This is a genomic window from Nocardioides szechwanensis (assembly GCF_900103935.1).
Classification (GTDB): domain Bacteria; phylum Actinomycetota; class Actinomycetes; order Propionibacteriales; family Nocardioidaceae; genus Nocardioides; species Nocardioides szechwanensis.
The window spans coordinates 645,639-661,306 of sequence record NZ_FNIC01000002.1; the positions used below are offsets into that span (position 1 = coordinate 645,639).

Sequence of the window (15,668 nt, forward strand, 5' to 3'; positions counted from 1 at the left end):
GTGCCTTCGCTGCGGGTCCAGGTGGACGGCCGCACCCTCGACATCGACCCGCCCCGGCTGCTGCGGATCGGGCGCGCCAACGAGTCCGACATCCTGCTCGCGGGTGACTCGGTCTCGCGGGTTCACGCCGAGCTGCGACCCACCCGCGGCGGCTGGGTCCTGGTCGACGTCGCCAGTGCCTACGGCACGTTCGTCGACGGCCAGCGGGTCACCGAGCTCCAGCTGACCCGCACCACGACCGTCCAGTGCGGCCCCGAGGGGCCCGGCAGCTCGTTCACGGTCACGCCGTTCCCCGGCGTGGTGCCGGTCCAGGGCGACCCCGCTCCGGTGGCGGCACCCTCACCGACCCCGCCGCCGCCCCCGCCACCTCCGCCGTCCCCGGCGCCGTCACCTTCGCCGTCGCCGGCTCCGCCGCGCTCACCGGGACCGGGCTTCGAGAACACCATGGTTGTCGCCCCGACCCAGCGGTTCGGGCCCGTACCGGGTGCCCCGGCGGTGCGCACCGGCCCCGACCTGCTGGTCTCGGCCGAGGGCCACGAGCACCGCTTCGTCCACCCCGCCAACGTCACCATCGGCCGGCTCCCCGACTGCACCATCGTGCTCAGCGACCCGGTGGCCTCGCGGCTCCACGGCCGCGTCGACGCCGTAGCCGGGGGGTGGACCTACTCCAACGCCTCGCGTGAGGGCACGTTCCTCGACGGCCGGCGCGTGGAGCGGCAGCAGATCACCGAACGGGTCACGCTGCGGCTCGGGCACCCGGTCGCCGGGCCCGAGGTCGTCGTCGTACCGATCCTGTCCGCCCAGGAGGAGGAGCGCCGGATCGCGCGCCGCCGCTGGGCCCGCCGGCTCAAGGTCGGCCTCTCCGCCGCGGCGGTGCTGGCCGTCGTCGCCGGTGGTACGACGGCCGCGGTGCTGGCCTCCGGCGACGACGACCCGCCCACCACCGAGCCGACCCCGACCGTCACCACCGACGTCCTCACGGGCGACGAGCTCGACAGCGCCAAGGTCGCCACGGTGCTGATCGGGGCCGAGTCGGAGGACATCTTCGGCAATCCCGTCGGGTGGTCGGGCTCCGGCTCGATCATCAGCTCCGACGGCCTGATCCTGACCAACGCCCACGTCGCCGAGCCCGAGGCCGACGGCCTGGAGCAGCAGTACGGCCCGAGCGACGAGACCAACCCCGAATACCTCCAGATCGCGCTGATCGAGGACGCCGACGACTCGGCCGCGGCGCCCGCCTACCGCGCCCGGGTCGTCGTCAGCGACGGGTTCCTCGACGCGTCGGTCATCCAGATCTACGCCACCATCGACGGCGAGCCGCTCGACGGGCCGCTCGACCTGCCCACCCTCTCCATCGGTGACTCCGACGAGCTGCGCACCGGCGACGACGTGACCGTGCTCGGCTTCCCCGGCATCTCCGGGTCGGCCGGCGTCTCCATCACCCGGGGCGTGATCTCGACCTTCCTCGACGACCCCCGCCTCGGCGAGCGCTCCGAGATCGACACCGACGCGCGGATCGCGCCCGGCAACTCCGGTGGCGCGGCGATCGACAACGACGCCCGGATCGTCGGCATCCCGTCGGCCACGTTCTCCCAGGAGGGCTCCTCGGTGGTCTCGGGCCGGATCCGCTCGATCAACGCCGTCAAGCCCCTGATCGAGGAGGCCCAGGGCTGACGTGGGCCTTCTCCTGCAGACTCCTCGCGCCCGCCTTCGCCGTCTCGTACGTCGGTCCGGCACCAGCCCGCTCTCGGGGCGCACGGTGCTGGTCACCGGAGCGTCCAGCGGGATCGGTGAGGCCACCGCACGAGCCGCGGCGGCCCGTGGCGCGCATGTGCTCCTGGTGGCCCGGCGCGCCGACGACCTCGCGCGGGTGCGGGCCGACGTCGAAGCGGCAGGCGGGCGCGCCACGGCCCACCCCTGCGACCTGACCGACGGCGACGCCGTCGACGACCTGGTGGCCAAGGTGCTCGTCGAGCACGGCCCGGTCGACTACCTCGTCAACAACGCGGGACGCTCGATCCGGCGCTCGCTCTCCCTGTCCTACGACCGGTTCCACGACGTCGAGCGCACGATCGCGATCAACTACCTCGCGCCGGTGCGGCTGACCCTGGGGCTGCTGCCCGCGATGCGCGAGCAGCGGTTCGGCCACGTCGTCAACATCCTGAGCTGGGGGGTGCAGATGAAGGCACCGAAGTTCAGCGCCTACCTCGGCTCCAAGTCCGCGCTCGACACGTGGTCGCGGATCGCGGGCCGCGAGACCTACGCGGACAACGTCACCTTCACCAACATGCGCTTCGGGCTGGTGCGCACGCCGATGGTGGTGCCGACCGAGTCGTTCGAGGACCGCCGCGCGCTCACGGCCGAGCAGGCCGCCGACCGGGTGGTGCGGGCGCTGGAGGACCGGCCGGTCGTGGTCAACGTGCCGTTCGGCAGCATCGGCGAGCAGCTCAACATCCTGGCCCCGCGGCTCAGCGACGCCCTGATGAGCCGCTTCGACCGGATGGTGCCCGACTCGAAGGCGGCGTCGGAGAAGGTCAGACCAACATCGTGACCGCGGCGGTGACGCCCGCGACGACGACCAGCACCCGGAACAACGTCGGCGGCAGCCGCCGGCCGGCCCGCGCCCCGACGTACCCCCCGACCACCGAGCCCGCCGCCAGCAGCCCTGCGGCCCGCCAGTCGACCTCGGCCACGAACACGAAGATCACCGCCGCCATGACGTTGCCGCACAGGATCGCCAGCGTCTTGAGCCCGTTGACGATGCGCAGCTCGAGGTCGAGCCCGAAGCCCAGGACGGCCACCATCATCACGCCGGAGCCGGCGCCGAAGTAGCCGCCGTAGACGCCCACCAACGTGGAGAACGCCGTCGTGACGGGGGACATCCGGGTGCGCTCCGGTGGCGGCTGGCCGGCCGGGTGCCGCCGGCGCAGGGCTTTCGAGATGCTCGGCTGCGCCCCGACGAGCAGGCAGGTGAACAGGATCAGCCACGGCACGACGGACTCGAAGACGCCGGAGGGGAGCCCGAGCAGCAGCACCGCGCCGAGCACCGAGCCGACCGTGCAGGTCGCGATGACGGTGGCGGTGACGCCGGGGTGCTCGCGCAGCTCGCGGCGGTAGCCGAAGGAGCCGCTGATCCCCGCGGGCGTCATGCCCAGGGTGTTGCTGACGTTGGCGACCACCGGCGGCAGGCCGACCGCGACCAGGACCGGGAAGCTGACCAGCGAGGCGACGCCGACCGTCGACGTCAGGACACCGGCGACGAGGCCGGCGGCCAGCACCGCCAGCTGCTCGAGCCCGGTCACCGGACGCCCACCGGCGGCGTCACTCGGGCGGGCGCAGCAGCGCGACGTCGCTGACCATCGCGACGTGGGCGTGCATCGCGTCCGAGGCGGCGTCCGGGTCACCGGAGCGGATGGCCTCGGCGATGGCGCGGTGGCCGGCCAGCGAGTCGCGCGGACGGCCGGGCTGGGAGAGGGACTCGATCCGGCTCTCCTTGATCAGGTCGCCGATCTCGTCCATCAACCGGGCGAGCAGCAGCGAGTGCGCAGCGGCGGTCACGGCACCGTGGAATCGCTCGTCGCCCTCGACGCCGCGGCCCCCGGCGTCGATGTCGGCCTCCATGGCGTCGAGTGCGTCGTCGATCCGGGCGAGGTCCTCGTCGCTGCGGCGGGCGGCCGCGAGCGCGGCGATCTTGGTCTCCAGCGCGTCGCGGGTCTCGATGATCTCGGGCAGCCGGTCAGCGTGGGAGCGGATCGCCTCGACGATCCGGGTCGACCCGGGTGAGCCGCGCAGGATCGTGCCGTCGCCGTGCCGTACGGCGACGACGCCGATCACCTCGAGCGCGACCAGCGCCTGGCTCAGCGTCGCGCGGCTGACTCCGAGCCGCTGGGCGAGCTCGCGCTCCGGCGGCAGCCGGTCGCCCTCGCGCAGGTCGTTGTCGGTGATCCAGGCGGTGAGCTGCTCCGCGACCTGCTCGTAGAGGCGGGTCCGCATCAGCCGCTGCGGGAAGACGGGATCGGAGACCATGAGCGGGATTGTATTGACATCCGGCCTACTGACCTATTGGCTAGGCCACTGAGCCAGCGTGTGAGCCCGGTCACCATGACCTGCGCGTCGGCCTCGGGAGGAAATATGGGACCGGAATGGGTGGCGATCCTCGCCCTCGTAGCGCTGTTCGTGATCGGCACGGTGCTGCCGATCAACATGGGGGCGCTCGCGTACGTCGCCGCCTGGCTGGTGGGGATGTACTCCCTCGGCCTCGACGAGAAGGAGATCCTCGGGGGAGTCAGCGGTGACCTCATCCTCACCCTCATCGGAGTCACCTACCTGTTCGCCATCGCGCGCAACAACGGGACCGTCGACCTGATCGTGAGAACCGCGGTTCGCGGTGTCGGCGGCCGGGTCGCGCTGATCCCGTGGGTGATGTTCGCCGTGACCGCACTGCTGACGGCGATCGGCGCGGCCAGCCCCGCCGCCTGCGCCATCATCGGGCCGATCGCCCTCGGCTTCGCCGGCCGCTACAAGATCAACCCGCTGATGATGGGGATGTTCGTGGTCCACGGCGCCCAGGGCGGTGGGTTCTCCCCGATCAGCATCTACGGCGTCATCACCAACTCGGTGATGGAGGACGCCGGCCTGCCCACGAGCGAGACCACCGTGTTCCTCGCCAGCCTCGTCGTCAACACGATCATGGCCGCGATCCTGTTCGTCCTGCTCGGTGGCCGCGAGCTGATGGCCCGCCGGATCGACCCGGACGAGCCCGACACCCTCGACGAGGACCTGCACCGCGGCGGGGCTCACGTCCCCGGCCGGGGCACGGGCGCGGACACCGACACCACCACCCAGGCGCTCGGCGTACGGCGCGACCAGATCCTGACCCTGGTGGCGTTCGTGGGCGTGGCCGTGATCGCGCTGGCCTTCGACAAGAACATCGGCTTCGTCGCCATCACGGCCGCCGTCATCCTGGCCATGCTCGCCCCCAACGAGCACAAGGACGCGGTCAAGCAGATCGCCTGGCCCACCGTGCTCCTGGTGGCCGGCGTCAGCACGTACGCCGCCATCCTCACCGCCGCCGGGTCGCCTGAGTTCGTCGGAAAGTGGGCCGCAGGCTTCAGCGCGGTCGTGGTCGGGGCCCTGATCCTCTGCTACGTCGGCGGCGTCGTGTCAGCGTTCGCGTCGTCGACTGCCCTGCTGCCGATCATCATCCCGATCGCGGTGCCTCTGATCTCGGAGGGCGGCATCAACGCCGCGATGTTCGTCGCCGCGCTGGCGGTGTCGTCCACGATCGTCGACGTCAGTCCGTTCTCCACCAACGGTGCCCTCATGCTGGCCAACAAGCCCGACACCATCAGCGAACCTGTCTACTACAAGCAGATCCTGACCTACAGCGTGATCGTGGTGATCGTCGGACCGCTCCTGGTCTGGGCCGCGCTCGTGCTGCCGAGCTGGTGACGAGAGGTTGAGCAGCCACATGACCGGACCCCTGGACGACGTCCTCGTCGTCGACCTCACCCGGGCCCTGGCCGGCCCCCACGCGACGATGATGATGGGCGACCTCGGTGCCCGGGTGATCAAGGTCGAGGCGCCCGGGACCGGCGACGACACCCGCGGCTGGGGACCGCCGTTCGTGGGCGACCCGGGCCGTCGCGAGTCGACCTACTTCCTCGCGGCCAACCGCAACAAGGAGTCGATCGCGCTCGACCTCAAGGACGAGGGCGACCGCGAGCTGCTGCTGCGGCTCGTGGACCGGGCCGACGTGCTGGTCGAGAACTTCCGTACCGGCGTGCTCGAACGCCTCGGCCTCGGCATCGCGTCGCTGCAGGAGCGCAACCCGCGCCTGGTGGTCCTCTCGATCACGGGGTTCGGCCACGACGGTCCCGAGGGCGGCCGCGCGGGCTACGACCAGATCGCGCAGGGGGAGGCCGGCCTGATGTCGCTGACCGGCTCCGGCCCCGACGACCCGCAGCGGGTGGGCGTCCCGATCGCCGACCTGCTGTCGGGGATGTACGGCGCCTACGGCGTGCTGGCCGCGCTCAACGAGCGGCACCGCACCGGGCGCGGGACCGTCGTCCGGACCTCGCTGCTCGCCTCGGTCGTCGGCGTCCACGCCTTCCAGGGCACCCGCTGGACCGTCGCCGGCGAGGTGGGCCGCGCGCAGGGCAACCACCACCCGTCCATCGCGCCCTACGGGCTGTTCCACTGCCGCGACGGCGCCGTGCAGATCGCCCTCGGCAGCGAGGGACTGTGGCGGAAGTTCTGCGAGGGCTTCGGCCTGGACCCGGCGGCGGAGGGGCTCGTCACCAACGAGGAGCGGGTCGCGGCGCGGGAGCGGGTGATCGAGGTGGTCGAGACGGCGTTCGCCGACTGGGACGCCGAGCCGCTGCTGGCGCGGCTGGCCGAGGTCGGCATCCCCGCCGGCAAGGTCCGGACGCTCGACGAGGTCTACGGCTGGGACCAGACCGCCAGCCAGGGGCTGCTCGTCGACGTCGAGCACCCCACGCTCGGCCGGGTGACGCTGCCGGGGCCGCCCCTGCGCTTCTTCGACGCGGCCGGCGCCGAGGTGACGCGGCGCGAGCACTCCCCGCCGCCGGTGCTCGACGAGCACGCCGGCTCCATCCGTTCCTGGCTGGAGTCCGACGCGTGACCCGCCGCTGGGGCGCCCAGGACCTGCTCGATCTGGTCCTCGACGACGGCTCGTTCGTCTCCTGGGACAGCCCGATCGACATCTCCCACCACCCCGAGCCCTACCGGCGCGAGCTGGAGGCGGCGGCGGAGAAGTCCGGTGCCGACGAGGCCGTGCTCACCGGTCGCGGCCTGGTCCGTGGCCGGCCGGTGGCCGTGGTCGCCAACGAGTTCCGCTTCCTCGGCGGGTCGATCGGCCAGGCCACCGCCCGCCGGATCGCGTCCGCCGTACGACGGGCGACGGCGGAGGGTCTCCCGGTGCTGGCCACCACCAGCTCGGGCGGCACCCGGATGCAGGAGGGCACCCCGGCCTTCGTGCGGATGGTCGACATCTCGCGCGCGCTCATGGACCACCGCGCCGCCGGCCTGCCCTACCTCGTGCAGCTGCGGCACCCCACCACCGGCGGGGTCTTCGCGTCCTGGGGCTCCCTGGGCCACGTGACCGTCGCCGAGCCCGGCGCGCTCGTCGGCTTCCTGGGGCCGCGGGTCTACGAGGGGCTCAACGGGGTGCCGTTCCCCGAAGGGGTGCAGACCGCGGAGAACCTCGCCGCCAAGGGCATCATCGACGCAGTGGTCTCGCCGGAGGAGCTGCCGGCTCTCGTGGACCTGGCGCTGGCCGTGCTGGTCGACGGGCCCAGCGAGCCCACCCTCCCGCGCCGCGAGGATCGCCCGACCGAGCGTCGTACGACGGTCTGGGAGTCGATCACCCGCACCCGCGCCGCCGACCGGGCCGGGGTCCGCGACCTGCTGCGCCACGGCGCCACCGGCACGCTGCGCCTGAGCGGCACCGACCAGGGGGAGTTCGACGACACGGTGCTCCTGGCGCTCACGCGCATCGACGGCCAGCCGTGTGTGCTGGTCGGTCAGGACCGCTCACGGCAGTCGCCCGACCGGGCGATGGGGCCGGCCGCGCTGCGCGGGGCGCGACGCGCGATGACCCTGGCCGAGGAGCTGCGGCTGCCCTTGGTCACGGTGATCGACACCCCCGGGGCCGAGCTGTCCCCGGAGGCCGAGGAGGGCGCGATCGCCGGCGAGATCGCGCGCTGCATCGGCACCCTCGCGACGATGACCGTGCCCACGCTCTCGGTGCTGCTCGGCCAGGGCTGCGGCGGCGGCGCGCTCGCGCTGCTCCCGGCCGACACCGTCATCGCCGCCGAGCATGCGTGGCTCTCGCCGCTGCCGCCCGAGGGTGCCAGCGTCATCGTCCACGGCGACACCGGCCACGCCGCCGAGATGGCCGCGGCGCAGCGCGTCGGCGCCGCCGACCTCCTCGCCGACGGCACCGTGCAGCGGGTCGTCCCCGAGATCGACGGCGAGTCCGCGCAGGAGCTTGCCGTCGCGGTCGCCGCCGAGATCGGCGCCCAGCTGCGGCGGATGACCTAGGCCGCCTCGACCGGGCCCATGACGTGGAAGCGCACCCCGGCGGGGTCGGCGAGCTCCGCCAGCCGGCCGTACGGCGAGTCCTCGGCCGCGGTGACGACGGCACCGCCGAGCTCGTCCGCCCGGGCGACGACGGCGTCGGTGTCGTCGACGATCACGTAGAACTGCCACGCCGATCCCTGGTCGCCCAGGACCGAGGCGGCGTCCTGGATCCCGGCCCGGGCGTCGTCGTCCTTGCCGAGCGTCGTGTAGCGGAAGTCGGCGGTGTCGCTCATGGTGTCGGTGACCCAGCCGAAGACGTTCTCGTAGAACGCCACGACGGTGTCGTAGTCGCCGGTCAGCACCTCGAACCAACCCGGCGCCCCGACCTCGCCGACGTCCTCGATGCCGGCCATCTCGCCGGGCTGCCAGACGCCGACCATGGCACCGCCGGGGTCCCTCACGAACGCCATGTGCCCCAGTGGGCCGACCTGGATCGGCTCCACGACGACCTGGCCGCTGTGGGCCTCGGCCATGGCGACGGTGGCCGCCGCGTCGTCGGTCTCGAGGTAGACGCCCCAGTTGTCCGGGGTGTGCTGGGTGCCGTCGTTGCGCATGAGCCCCGCTACCCGGCGGCCCTCGCGGCGGAACGTCACGTAGCCGCCGTACTCCTCGCCGGCGTCCTCGTGGGTCCAGCCGAACAGGCCGCCGTAGAAGCGGACCGCGTCGTCGACGTCGGTCGCGAACAGCTCGACCCAGCAGGGCTCGCCGGGCACCTTGGAGCGGGACATCTCAGCTCGCCTTCTTGACCGGGGTCTTCCTGGTGGGCGTCTTCTTCGCCGGGGTCTTCTTGGCGGCGGCCTTCTTGGCCGGAGCCTTCTGCGCCGGGGTCGACTTGGCGGGCGCCTTCTTGGCCGCGGTCTTCTTCGCCGGCGTCGCCTCGTCCGCGTCGTTGGTCTCGCCGCGCGCGGTCTTGGCCGCGTCGACCGAGCGCTGGAGCGCCGCGAGCAGGTCGACGACCTCGCCGGAGGACTTGGTCGACGTCGCCGTGCGCTTGACCTCGCCGCCCTCGATCTTGGCCTTCACCAGGGCCTCGACGGCGCCGGCGTAGTCGTCCTCGAAGTCGGAGGCGTCGAAGTCGCCGGCCAGGGTCTCGACCAGCATGTTGGCCATCTTGACCTCGGCGTCCTTGATCTCGCCGGTCTCGATGGAGAAGTCGGGCTTGCGGATCTCGTCGGGCCACATCATGGTCTGGAGCACGATCACGTCGTCGCGCACGCGCAGCACGGCGACCGAGGTGCGCTGCCGCAGGGCCACGGTGACCACGGCCATCCGGTCGGCGTCGAGCAGCGCCTGGCGGAGCAGGGCGTAGGGCTTGGCGCCGGTCTTCTCGGGCTCGAGGTAGTAGGACTTCTCGAACATCATCGGGTCGATCTGCTCGGTCGGCACGAACTTCTCGACCGCGATCTCGCGCGACGACGTCAGCGGCAGCTCGGCCAGGTCGTCGTCGCTGAGGATGACCATCTCGCCGTCCTCGGTCTCGTAGCCCTTCGCGATGTCGGCGTAGGCCACCTCCTCGCCGTCGATCGAGCAGACCCGCTGGTACTTGATCCGGCCGCCGTCCTTGGCGTGCACCTGGCGGAACGAGACGTCGTGGGACTCGGTGGCGGAGTAGAGCTTGACCGGCACACTGACCAGCCCGAACGACACCGCACCCTTCCAGATCGCGCGCATGGGGAAGCCTCTCTTGTCGCTGACGTCGCATCAGTATCCGTGGTTACGACCCGCGCCGCATCCTCCACTCATCGAAGGCCTGGCGACTGGTGCGCGTGGGCCGGTACCCGAACTCGTCCTTCAGCCGCGTGTTGTCGAGCACGGGGCGGTACTGCAGGAAGCGCGTCTGCTCGGGTCCGTACGGCGTGAGGCCGAGCCGGCTGCCCACGGCCAGGGCGGCGCGGAGCACCCGCTCGGGCAGCACGAGCGTCGGCTTGCCGAGCAGCCCGGCGATGTCGTCGACGGTCAGCGCGCCGTCGCCGGCGACGTTGAAGATCCCGGTCGCGGCGCCGGTGACCGCCCGCTCGATGACGGCCACGACGTCGGTGTCCCAGATGAACACGAAGGGGGAGTCGGCGCCGCGGATCTTGAGCAGCCGCGGCCGCTGGAAGAGCGCGGTGATCTGGTTGTCGACCGACTCGCCGAGGATGGTGCCGATCCGGAGCACGACCTGCTCCAGCTCCGGGTGCTCGGCCCGCGCGGTGGCCAGCAGCTCCTCGACCAGCCGCTTGTGGTGGCTGTAGGCGAACTCCTCGTTGCCGCGCACCGGGTCGTCCTCGGTCAGCCAGCCACCGTGGGCCGCGCCGTTGTCGGGGTGGTAGCCGTAGGCGGCCCCGCTCGACGAGACCACGATCCGCCGCACCCCGTGGGCGAGGCACGCGTCGAGCACGTGGCGAGACCCGTCGACGTCGACGGCGTGCTCCAAGGCCCGGGAGGAGCCCTTGCCCGGCGTGACGATGGACGCCAGGTGGACGACCACCTCGGGTGCCGCCGCGGCGATGCCCGCGTCGACAGCCGCCGCGTCGGTCACGTCCATGAACACGTGGCCGACGCCGTCGACCGGGGTCGTGGGCAGCCGCAGGTCGGCGCTGGTGACGGTGTGGCCCGACGCCGCCAGGCCGCGCACGACGGAGGAACCGAGGAAGCCGCTGCCGCCCGTGACCAGTACGGCGGTCACGCGGCCGCCACCGAGTCGGCTGGGCTGGGGGCCACGCCGCGCACGCGCCGCCAGGCCACCGCGACCGTGAGGCCCGCGATGATGTCCCAGATGCCCCACCAGGCCGCGACCAGCGCCATCCCGCCGAGCCCGTCGAAGTAGGTGAAGACCAGCAGCAGCCCGAGCCCGGCGTTGCGGATCCCGACTTCGAAGGTCATCGCACGCACGCTGGCGTCAGGCAGCTTGGTGGCCCGCCCGATCCCGTAGCCCAGCAGCAGCGCGAGCGCGTCGTGGAGGAACACCGCGAGCAGCACGATGCCGATGTAGTCGACGAAGATCTCCCAGTTGTTGGCGACGCCCGCGACGATGATCGCGGCCAGACCGACGTACGACAGCGGGCCGATGATCCGGTGCCCGACGGCCGCCACCCGGGGCCAGAACCGCGCGATGGTGAGGCCGGCGGCGAACGGCACCCCGATCACCAGGCCGACCTCGACCAGCATGTCCAGCGCGCCGAGGTCGATCTCCTCGAGCAGCTTCTTGCCGGTAGGGTGCAGCCCGCCCCAGAACGCCATGTTGAGCGGCATCAGGACGATCGCCAGGAGGTTGCTGACCGCGGTCATCGACACCGACAGCGCGACGTCACCGCCCGCGCGGTGGGTGAGGATGTTGGACACGTTGCCCGGCGGGCAGCAGGCGACCAGGATCAGGCCGAGGGCCACTGAGCCGCGCAGGTCGAGCACCAGGGTCAGCACGAACGTGATCGCGGGGAGCAGGAGGAACTGCGCCAGGACCCCGATCGCGATCACGCCGGGGCGGCGGGCCGCGGCCTTGAAGTCGTCCAGCTTCGTGTCGAGCGCGATCCCGAAGAGGATCGCGCCGATCACGATCTTGAGCGTCGTCAGCGAGCTCTCCTCGAAGACGATCCTGATGTTGTCGACATCGGTCATGGTGCGAGCCCTTCGATCTCGGCGCGCACCGCGGAGCGGTAGGCGTCCTTGTTGACGTAGTAGGACATGCGTTCGAGCCCGAGGTAGTGGTAGCCGCCCGACAGGTCCGGCCGCGGCCCGGCGACCCGCGCCTCGAGGGCCCGGGCGGCCCCGGGCTTGTCGCGTCGCGCCCGGAGGTACGACGCCACCAGCTCGGCCTGCTCGTAGCGGCCCTGCCAGCCGATGCCCGACGCCTCGATCATGCCGAGCACGAACAGGTCGGGGTCGGCCTGCGTGAAGATGTTGAGGTAGAGGTCGGGCGCGCTCCCGCGGCCCCTCCAGCGCAGCAGCTTCGGGTCCAGGAACGGGTAGTGCAGGTGGTAGCCAGTCGCCAGCACGATCACGTCGTACGGGGACCTGCTGCCGTCGCGGAACACCACGCCGTCCCCGTCGAAGCGGTCGATGTCCGGCCGCACGTGCAGGTCGCCGTGGCCGAGGTGGTGCAGGACCAGGGTGTTCACGATCGGGTGGGACTCGTAGATCTTGTAGTCGGGCTTGGGGAAGCCGAAGCGCACCGGGTCGCCGGTGAACATCTTGAGAACCCGCGAGTCGATCGCCTGCTTGATCCGCGGCGGCAGCGGCTTGCCCTGGTTGAGGGTGTCGGCGGGCTTGCCGAAGAGGTACTTCGGCACGAAGTAGTAGCCGCGGCGCACCGACAGGTCGACCGACGCGGCGTGGTGCACGGCGTCGACCGCGATGTCGCAGCCGGAGTTGCCGGCGCCGATGATCAGCACCCGCTTGCCGGCGAACACCGACGCGCTCTTGTAGGCGCTGGTGTGCAGCACCTCGCCGTCGAAGCTGCCGGCGAAGGTCGGGACCGACGGCTCGCTGAGCGTCCCGTTGGCGACCAGCACCCCGGCGTGCCGGTCCTGTCGGACCTCCCCGTCCGGCCCGCCGTGTCGGACGGTGACGGTCCACCCGCCCTCGGGGTGCGGCGCGGCGGCGACCACCTCCGCGCCGAACTCGAACCCCGACGTCAGGTCGTACGTCGTGGCGAAGTCGCGGAAGTAGCCGAGCAGCTCGCGATGCGACGGGTAGTCCGCGACCTCGTCGCCCATCGGGAACTCGGCGAACTCCGTGGTCCGCTTCGACGAGATCAGGTGCGCCGACTCGTAGACGGTGCTGCGCGGCCCGTCGATGTCCCACAGCCCGCCGACCCCCGACGCCAGCTCGTAGCCGGTCCACGGGATGCCCGCGCGCTGGAGGTTGCGCGCCGCGGCGAGCCCGGAGGGGCCCGCGCCGATCACCGCATAGGTGCGTTGGTCAGTCGAGTTTGGCGGTTCCACGGGAGGCATGATGTCGGTATGCGTCCCATGCTCGCCACCAAGGGCACCCACGTGCCCACCGGAGCCGAGTGGTCGCACGAGGTGAAGTGGGACGGGGTGCGCATCCTCGCGGAGGCCCGCGGGTCCGACGTGCGGCTCTACACGCGGAACGGGAACGATGCCACCGTCGCTTGGCCCGAGTTGATTCGTTCGGAAGCGGCTGCTCGCGACCTTGCCGTGGATGGCGAGGTGATCGCCCTCAACGACCGGGGGATTCCTGACTTCCGAATGCTGCGGGATCGGATGCACTTGCGCCGCCCCGCCGACGTAGCTCGGCTGGCCCTAGAGACCCCGGCGACCTTCATGGTCTTCGACCTGCTGCGTCTGGATGGCCGCGACCTCACGAGCCTGCCGCTGGAGGAGCGCCGCGCGCTGCTCACCGGCCTGGACCTGGGGGGCTCGGCCTGGCAGGTGCCCGCGTCGTACGACGACGGCGCGATGCTCTTCGACGCGACCCTCCAGCAGGGGCTCGAGGGCATCGTCAGCAAGCGACGGTCTTCGCGATATCGCCCTGGTGAGCGCAGCCGAGAGTGGCTGAAGTTCGCCCACCGCCACCGGCACTCCTACGTCATCGGCGGCTGGCGACCCCAGGAGGGGACCAGTGACCGGCTGGCGGCGGTGCTCGTGGGCGAGCAGACCGCCGAGGGGCTGCTCTACCGCGGCCGGGTCGGCAGCGGCATCGGCGGCAAGGTCAGTGCCCAGCTCGCCGAGCTGCTCGCGCCGCTGGCACGCGCCGACAGCCCCTTCTCCGACGAGGTGCCGCGCGTCGACGCGCTCGGCACCCGGTGGGTGGAGCCACGGATCGTGATCGACGTCGACACCCACGGGGTCGGCTACACCCGCCTGCGCCAGCCGTCCTACCAAGGCGTGCGGCACGACCTGGTCGCGGAGGACCTGTGAGACGCCTGCTGTCCGTCCTCGCCCTCACGGTGCTCGCGCCGCTGCTCGGCTCGCCGGTCGCGGCCGCCCCGCCCGGCACCGCGCCCGCCCGCGCACCCGAGTCGGTGGTCCTCGACGGCGTGACCGTGCGCCTCGGGCCGCACACGGCACAGGTGGTCACCGTCAACCACACCCGCGGCTACCACGCCCGGGTCACCCTGTGGGCGCGCCACGACGGCGAGTGGGTCCAGCGCCTCCAGGCCGACGACGGCCGGATCGGCTACGGCGGCCTGGTCGCCGGGACCCGGCGTCGCCAGGGCACCGGCACCACCCCGCTCGGCACCTACCCGCTGCCGTGGGCCTTCGGCACCCACGCGCAGCGGCCGGGCTGGGACCTGCGCTACCGCGAGATCCGCCGCGGCGACTTCTGGGTGCAGGACAACGCCTCCGACTTCTACAACCGCTACCGCGCCAAGCGGCAGGGCGGCTTCCGCTGGTGGCTGCCGCCCAGCGACCCCAACGCCTCGGAGCGGCTGACCGACTACGGCCGGCAGTACGAGTACTCCATCGTGGTCGGGTTCAACATGGGCCAGGTCCGCCACCGCGGCTCCGGGATCTTCCTGCACGTCAACGGGCGCGGTGCGACCGCGGGCTGCGTGAGCGCCCCGCGGGGCTTCCTGCGCGCGCTGATGAGCCGGCTCGACCCGCAGCGGCGGCCCGTGATCGCGGTCGGCCGATGAGCCCCAAGAAGCCGGCGTACGACAAGCAAGAAATCATGGTCGACGTCGAGGGCCGCACCCTCAAGATCAGCAGCCTCGACAAGGTGCTCTACCCGCGTACGGGCACCACCAAGGGCGAGGTCCTCAACTACTACGCCCAGATCTCCCCCGTGCTGCTGCCGCACTTGAAGGACCGCGCGGTCACCCGGATCCGCTGGCCCCACGGGGTGCAGGACATGAGCTTCTTCGAGAAGAACGCCCCGTCGGGGACGCCGTCCTGGGTGCGCACGGTGACGGTCCCCACCACGGGCAGCCGGTCGGGCAAGGGCGACGGCGAGATCACGTTCCCGATCGTCGAGGACCTGGCCACGCTCACCTGGCTGGTCAACCTGGCTGCGCTCGAGCTGCACGTGCACCAGTGGACGGTCGGGCGCAACGGCCGACCGCGCAACGCCGACCGGCTGGTCATCGACCTCGACCCGGGTGAGCCCGCCGGCCTCCACGAGTGCTGCGTGGTCGCGCTCCTCGTGCAGGACAAGCTCGCCGAGCGCGGTCTGCACGGCAAACCGGTGATGAGCGGCAGCAAGGGGCTGCACCTGTACGCCGACCTGCCGAAGCGGATGCCGAGCGACGACTCGACGGCCCTGGCCAAGGTGGTCGCCGAGGAGCTGCAGCGCGAGCACCCCTCGCTCGTGACCGCGACCATGACCAAGACGAAGCGGCCGGGCAAGGTGTTCCTCGACTGGTCGCAGAACGCCGGCTCCAAGACCACGATCTCGCCGTACTCGCTGCGCGGCAAGGAGCTGCCGTACGTCGCGGCGCCGGTCTCGTGGGCCGAGGTCGAGGAGGGCGCGGACGACCCGCTCGGCCTCGAGCAGCTCCGCTTCGACGAGATACTCCGACGGGTATCCGAGCACGGCGACCTCTTCGCGTCCTGACCTGGGGAAATGCCTGTTACCAATTGGTGGATCGGGCGTGTAAACACCGTTCCTCAACCGTGGTCGCC

General features: G+C 71.9%; 15 protein-coding genes. 8 read left to right on the forward strand and 7 right to left on the reverse strand.

Annotated features, from left to right (window positions below; genetic code table 11):
- Together BLR90_RS20675 and BLR90_RS08340 are read left to right on the forward strand one after the other, a co-directional pair.
- Positions 1-1,674 carry an FHA domain-containing protein gene (locus tag BLR90_RS20675; RefSeq protein ID WP_170254333.1) on the forward strand — a complete coding sequence of 558 codons (1,674 nt, stop codon included), beginning with the start codon at positions 1-3 and terminating at the stop codon, positions 1,672-1,674.
- Position 1,675: 1 nt separating this feature from the next.
- Complete coding sequence (locus tag BLR90_RS08340; RefSeq protein WP_091024373.1) at positions 1,676-2,551, forward strand: SDR family NAD(P)-dependent oxidoreductase; 876 nt, start codon at positions 1,676-1,678, stop codon at positions 2,549-2,551.
- On the opposite strand, the gene BLR90_RS08345 is transcribed toward BLR90_RS08340, so the two are convergent.
- A complete protein-coding gene (locus tag BLR90_RS08345) occupies positions 2,535-3,302 on the reverse strand; it encodes a sulfite exporter TauE/SafE family protein (RefSeq protein WP_091024375.1) in 768 nt (255 codons plus the stop codon). The genes BLR90_RS08340 and BLR90_RS08345 overlap by 17 nt on opposite strands.
- A 19-nt stretch (positions 3,303-3,321) precedes the next feature.
- Positions 3,322-4,026, reverse strand: a complete 705-nt coding sequence (locus BLR90_RS08350) for a FadR/GntR family transcriptional regulator (protein WP_091024377.1) — start codon at positions 4,024-4,026, stop codon at positions 3,322-3,324.
- A gap of 105 nt (positions 4,027-4,131) precedes the next feature.
- Here BLR90_RS08350 and BLR90_RS08355 point away from each other — a divergent pair, with 105 nt between their 5' ends.
- The 3 genes from BLR90_RS08355 to BLR90_RS08365 are packed head-to-tail and all read left to right on the forward strand — an operon-like array spanning position 4,132 to position 8,064.
- The gene (locus BLR90_RS08355; RefSeq protein ID WP_091024379.1) at positions 4,132-5,451 is read left to right on the forward strand and encodes an SLC13 family permease; all 1,320 of its coding nucleotides are present in this window, start codon (positions 4,132-4,134) and stop codon (positions 5,449-5,451) included.
- 19 nt (positions 5,452-5,470) lie between these two features.
- Entirely contained in the window at positions 5,471-6,643 is a 1,173-nt protein-coding gene (locus BLR90_RS08360) for a CaiB/BaiF CoA transferase family protein (protein WP_091024381.1), read from the forward strand.
- Complete coding sequence (locus BLR90_RS08365; RefSeq protein WP_091024383.1) at positions 6,640-8,064, forward strand: carboxyl transferase domain-containing protein; 1,425 nt, start codon at positions 6,640-6,642, stop codon at positions 8,062-8,064. The genes BLR90_RS08360 and BLR90_RS08365 overlap by 4 nt, the downstream gene beginning before the upstream one ends.
- On the opposite strand, the gene BLR90_RS08370 is transcribed toward BLR90_RS08365, so the two are convergent.
- Genes BLR90_RS08370 through BLR90_RS08390 form a run of 5 tightly spaced genes read right to left on the reverse strand, consistent with a single transcriptional unit; the run spans position 8,061 to position 13,025 of the window.
- The gene (locus BLR90_RS08370; protein WP_091024385.1) at positions 8,061-8,831 is read right to left on the reverse strand and encodes a VOC family protein; all 771 of its coding nucleotides are present in this window, start codon (positions 8,829-8,831) and stop codon (positions 8,061-8,063) included. The two genes, BLR90_RS08365 and BLR90_RS08370, sit on opposite strands and share 4 nt — an antisense overlap.
- A 1-nt stretch (position 8,832) precedes the next feature.
- The gene (gene ku, locus BLR90_RS08375) at positions 8,833-9,774 is read right to left on the reverse strand and encodes a non-homologous end joining protein Ku (protein ID WP_091024387.1); all 942 of its coding nucleotides are present in this window, start codon (positions 9,772-9,774) and stop codon (positions 8,833-8,835) included.
- A gap of 43 nt (positions 9,775-9,817) precedes the next feature.
- Positions 9,818-10,771, reverse strand: a complete 954-nt coding sequence (locus BLR90_RS08380; protein ID WP_091024389.1) for an SDR family oxidoreductase — start codon at positions 10,769-10,771, stop codon at positions 9,818-9,820.
- Positions 10,768-11,700 (reverse strand): bile acid:sodium symporter family protein, encoded by a 933-nt coding sequence (locus tag BLR90_RS08385; RefSeq protein WP_091024391.1) that lies wholly within the window; start codon positions 11,698-11,700, stop codon positions 10,768-10,770. The genes BLR90_RS08380 and BLR90_RS08385 overlap by 4 nt, the downstream gene beginning before the upstream one ends.
- A complete protein-coding gene (locus tag BLR90_RS08390) occupies positions 11,697-13,025 on the reverse strand; it encodes a flavin-containing monooxygenase (RefSeq protein WP_218029418.1) in 1,329 nt (442 codons plus the stop codon). Before BLR90_RS08390 ends, BLR90_RS08385 begins: the two co-directional genes overlap by 4 nt.
- 18 nt (positions 13,026-13,043) lie before the next feature.
- On the opposite strand from BLR90_RS08390, the gene ligD (BLR90_RS08395) reads away from it, so the two are divergent.
- The 3 genes from ligD (BLR90_RS08395) to ligD (BLR90_RS08405) are packed head-to-tail and all read left to right on the forward strand — an operon-like array spanning position 13,044 to position 15,600.
- Complete coding sequence (ligD, locus tag BLR90_RS08395) at positions 13,044-13,964, forward strand: non-homologous end-joining DNA ligase (RefSeq protein WP_091024395.1); 921 nt, start codon at positions 13,044-13,046, stop codon at positions 13,962-13,964.
- Positions 13,961-14,683 (forward strand): L,D-transpeptidase family protein, encoded by a 723-nt coding sequence (locus BLR90_RS08400; protein ID WP_091024397.1) that lies wholly within the window; start codon positions 13,961-13,963, stop codon positions 14,681-14,683. The genes ligD (BLR90_RS08395) and BLR90_RS08400 overlap by 4 nt, the downstream gene beginning before the upstream one ends.
- Positions 14,680-15,600, forward strand: a complete 921-nt coding sequence (gene ligD / locus BLR90_RS08405; protein ID WP_091024399.1) for a non-homologous end-joining DNA ligase — start codon at positions 14,680-14,682, stop codon at positions 15,598-15,600. Before BLR90_RS08400 ends, ligD (BLR90_RS08405) begins: the two co-directional genes overlap by 4 nt.
- Positions 15,601-15,668 lie beyond the last annotated feature (68 nt).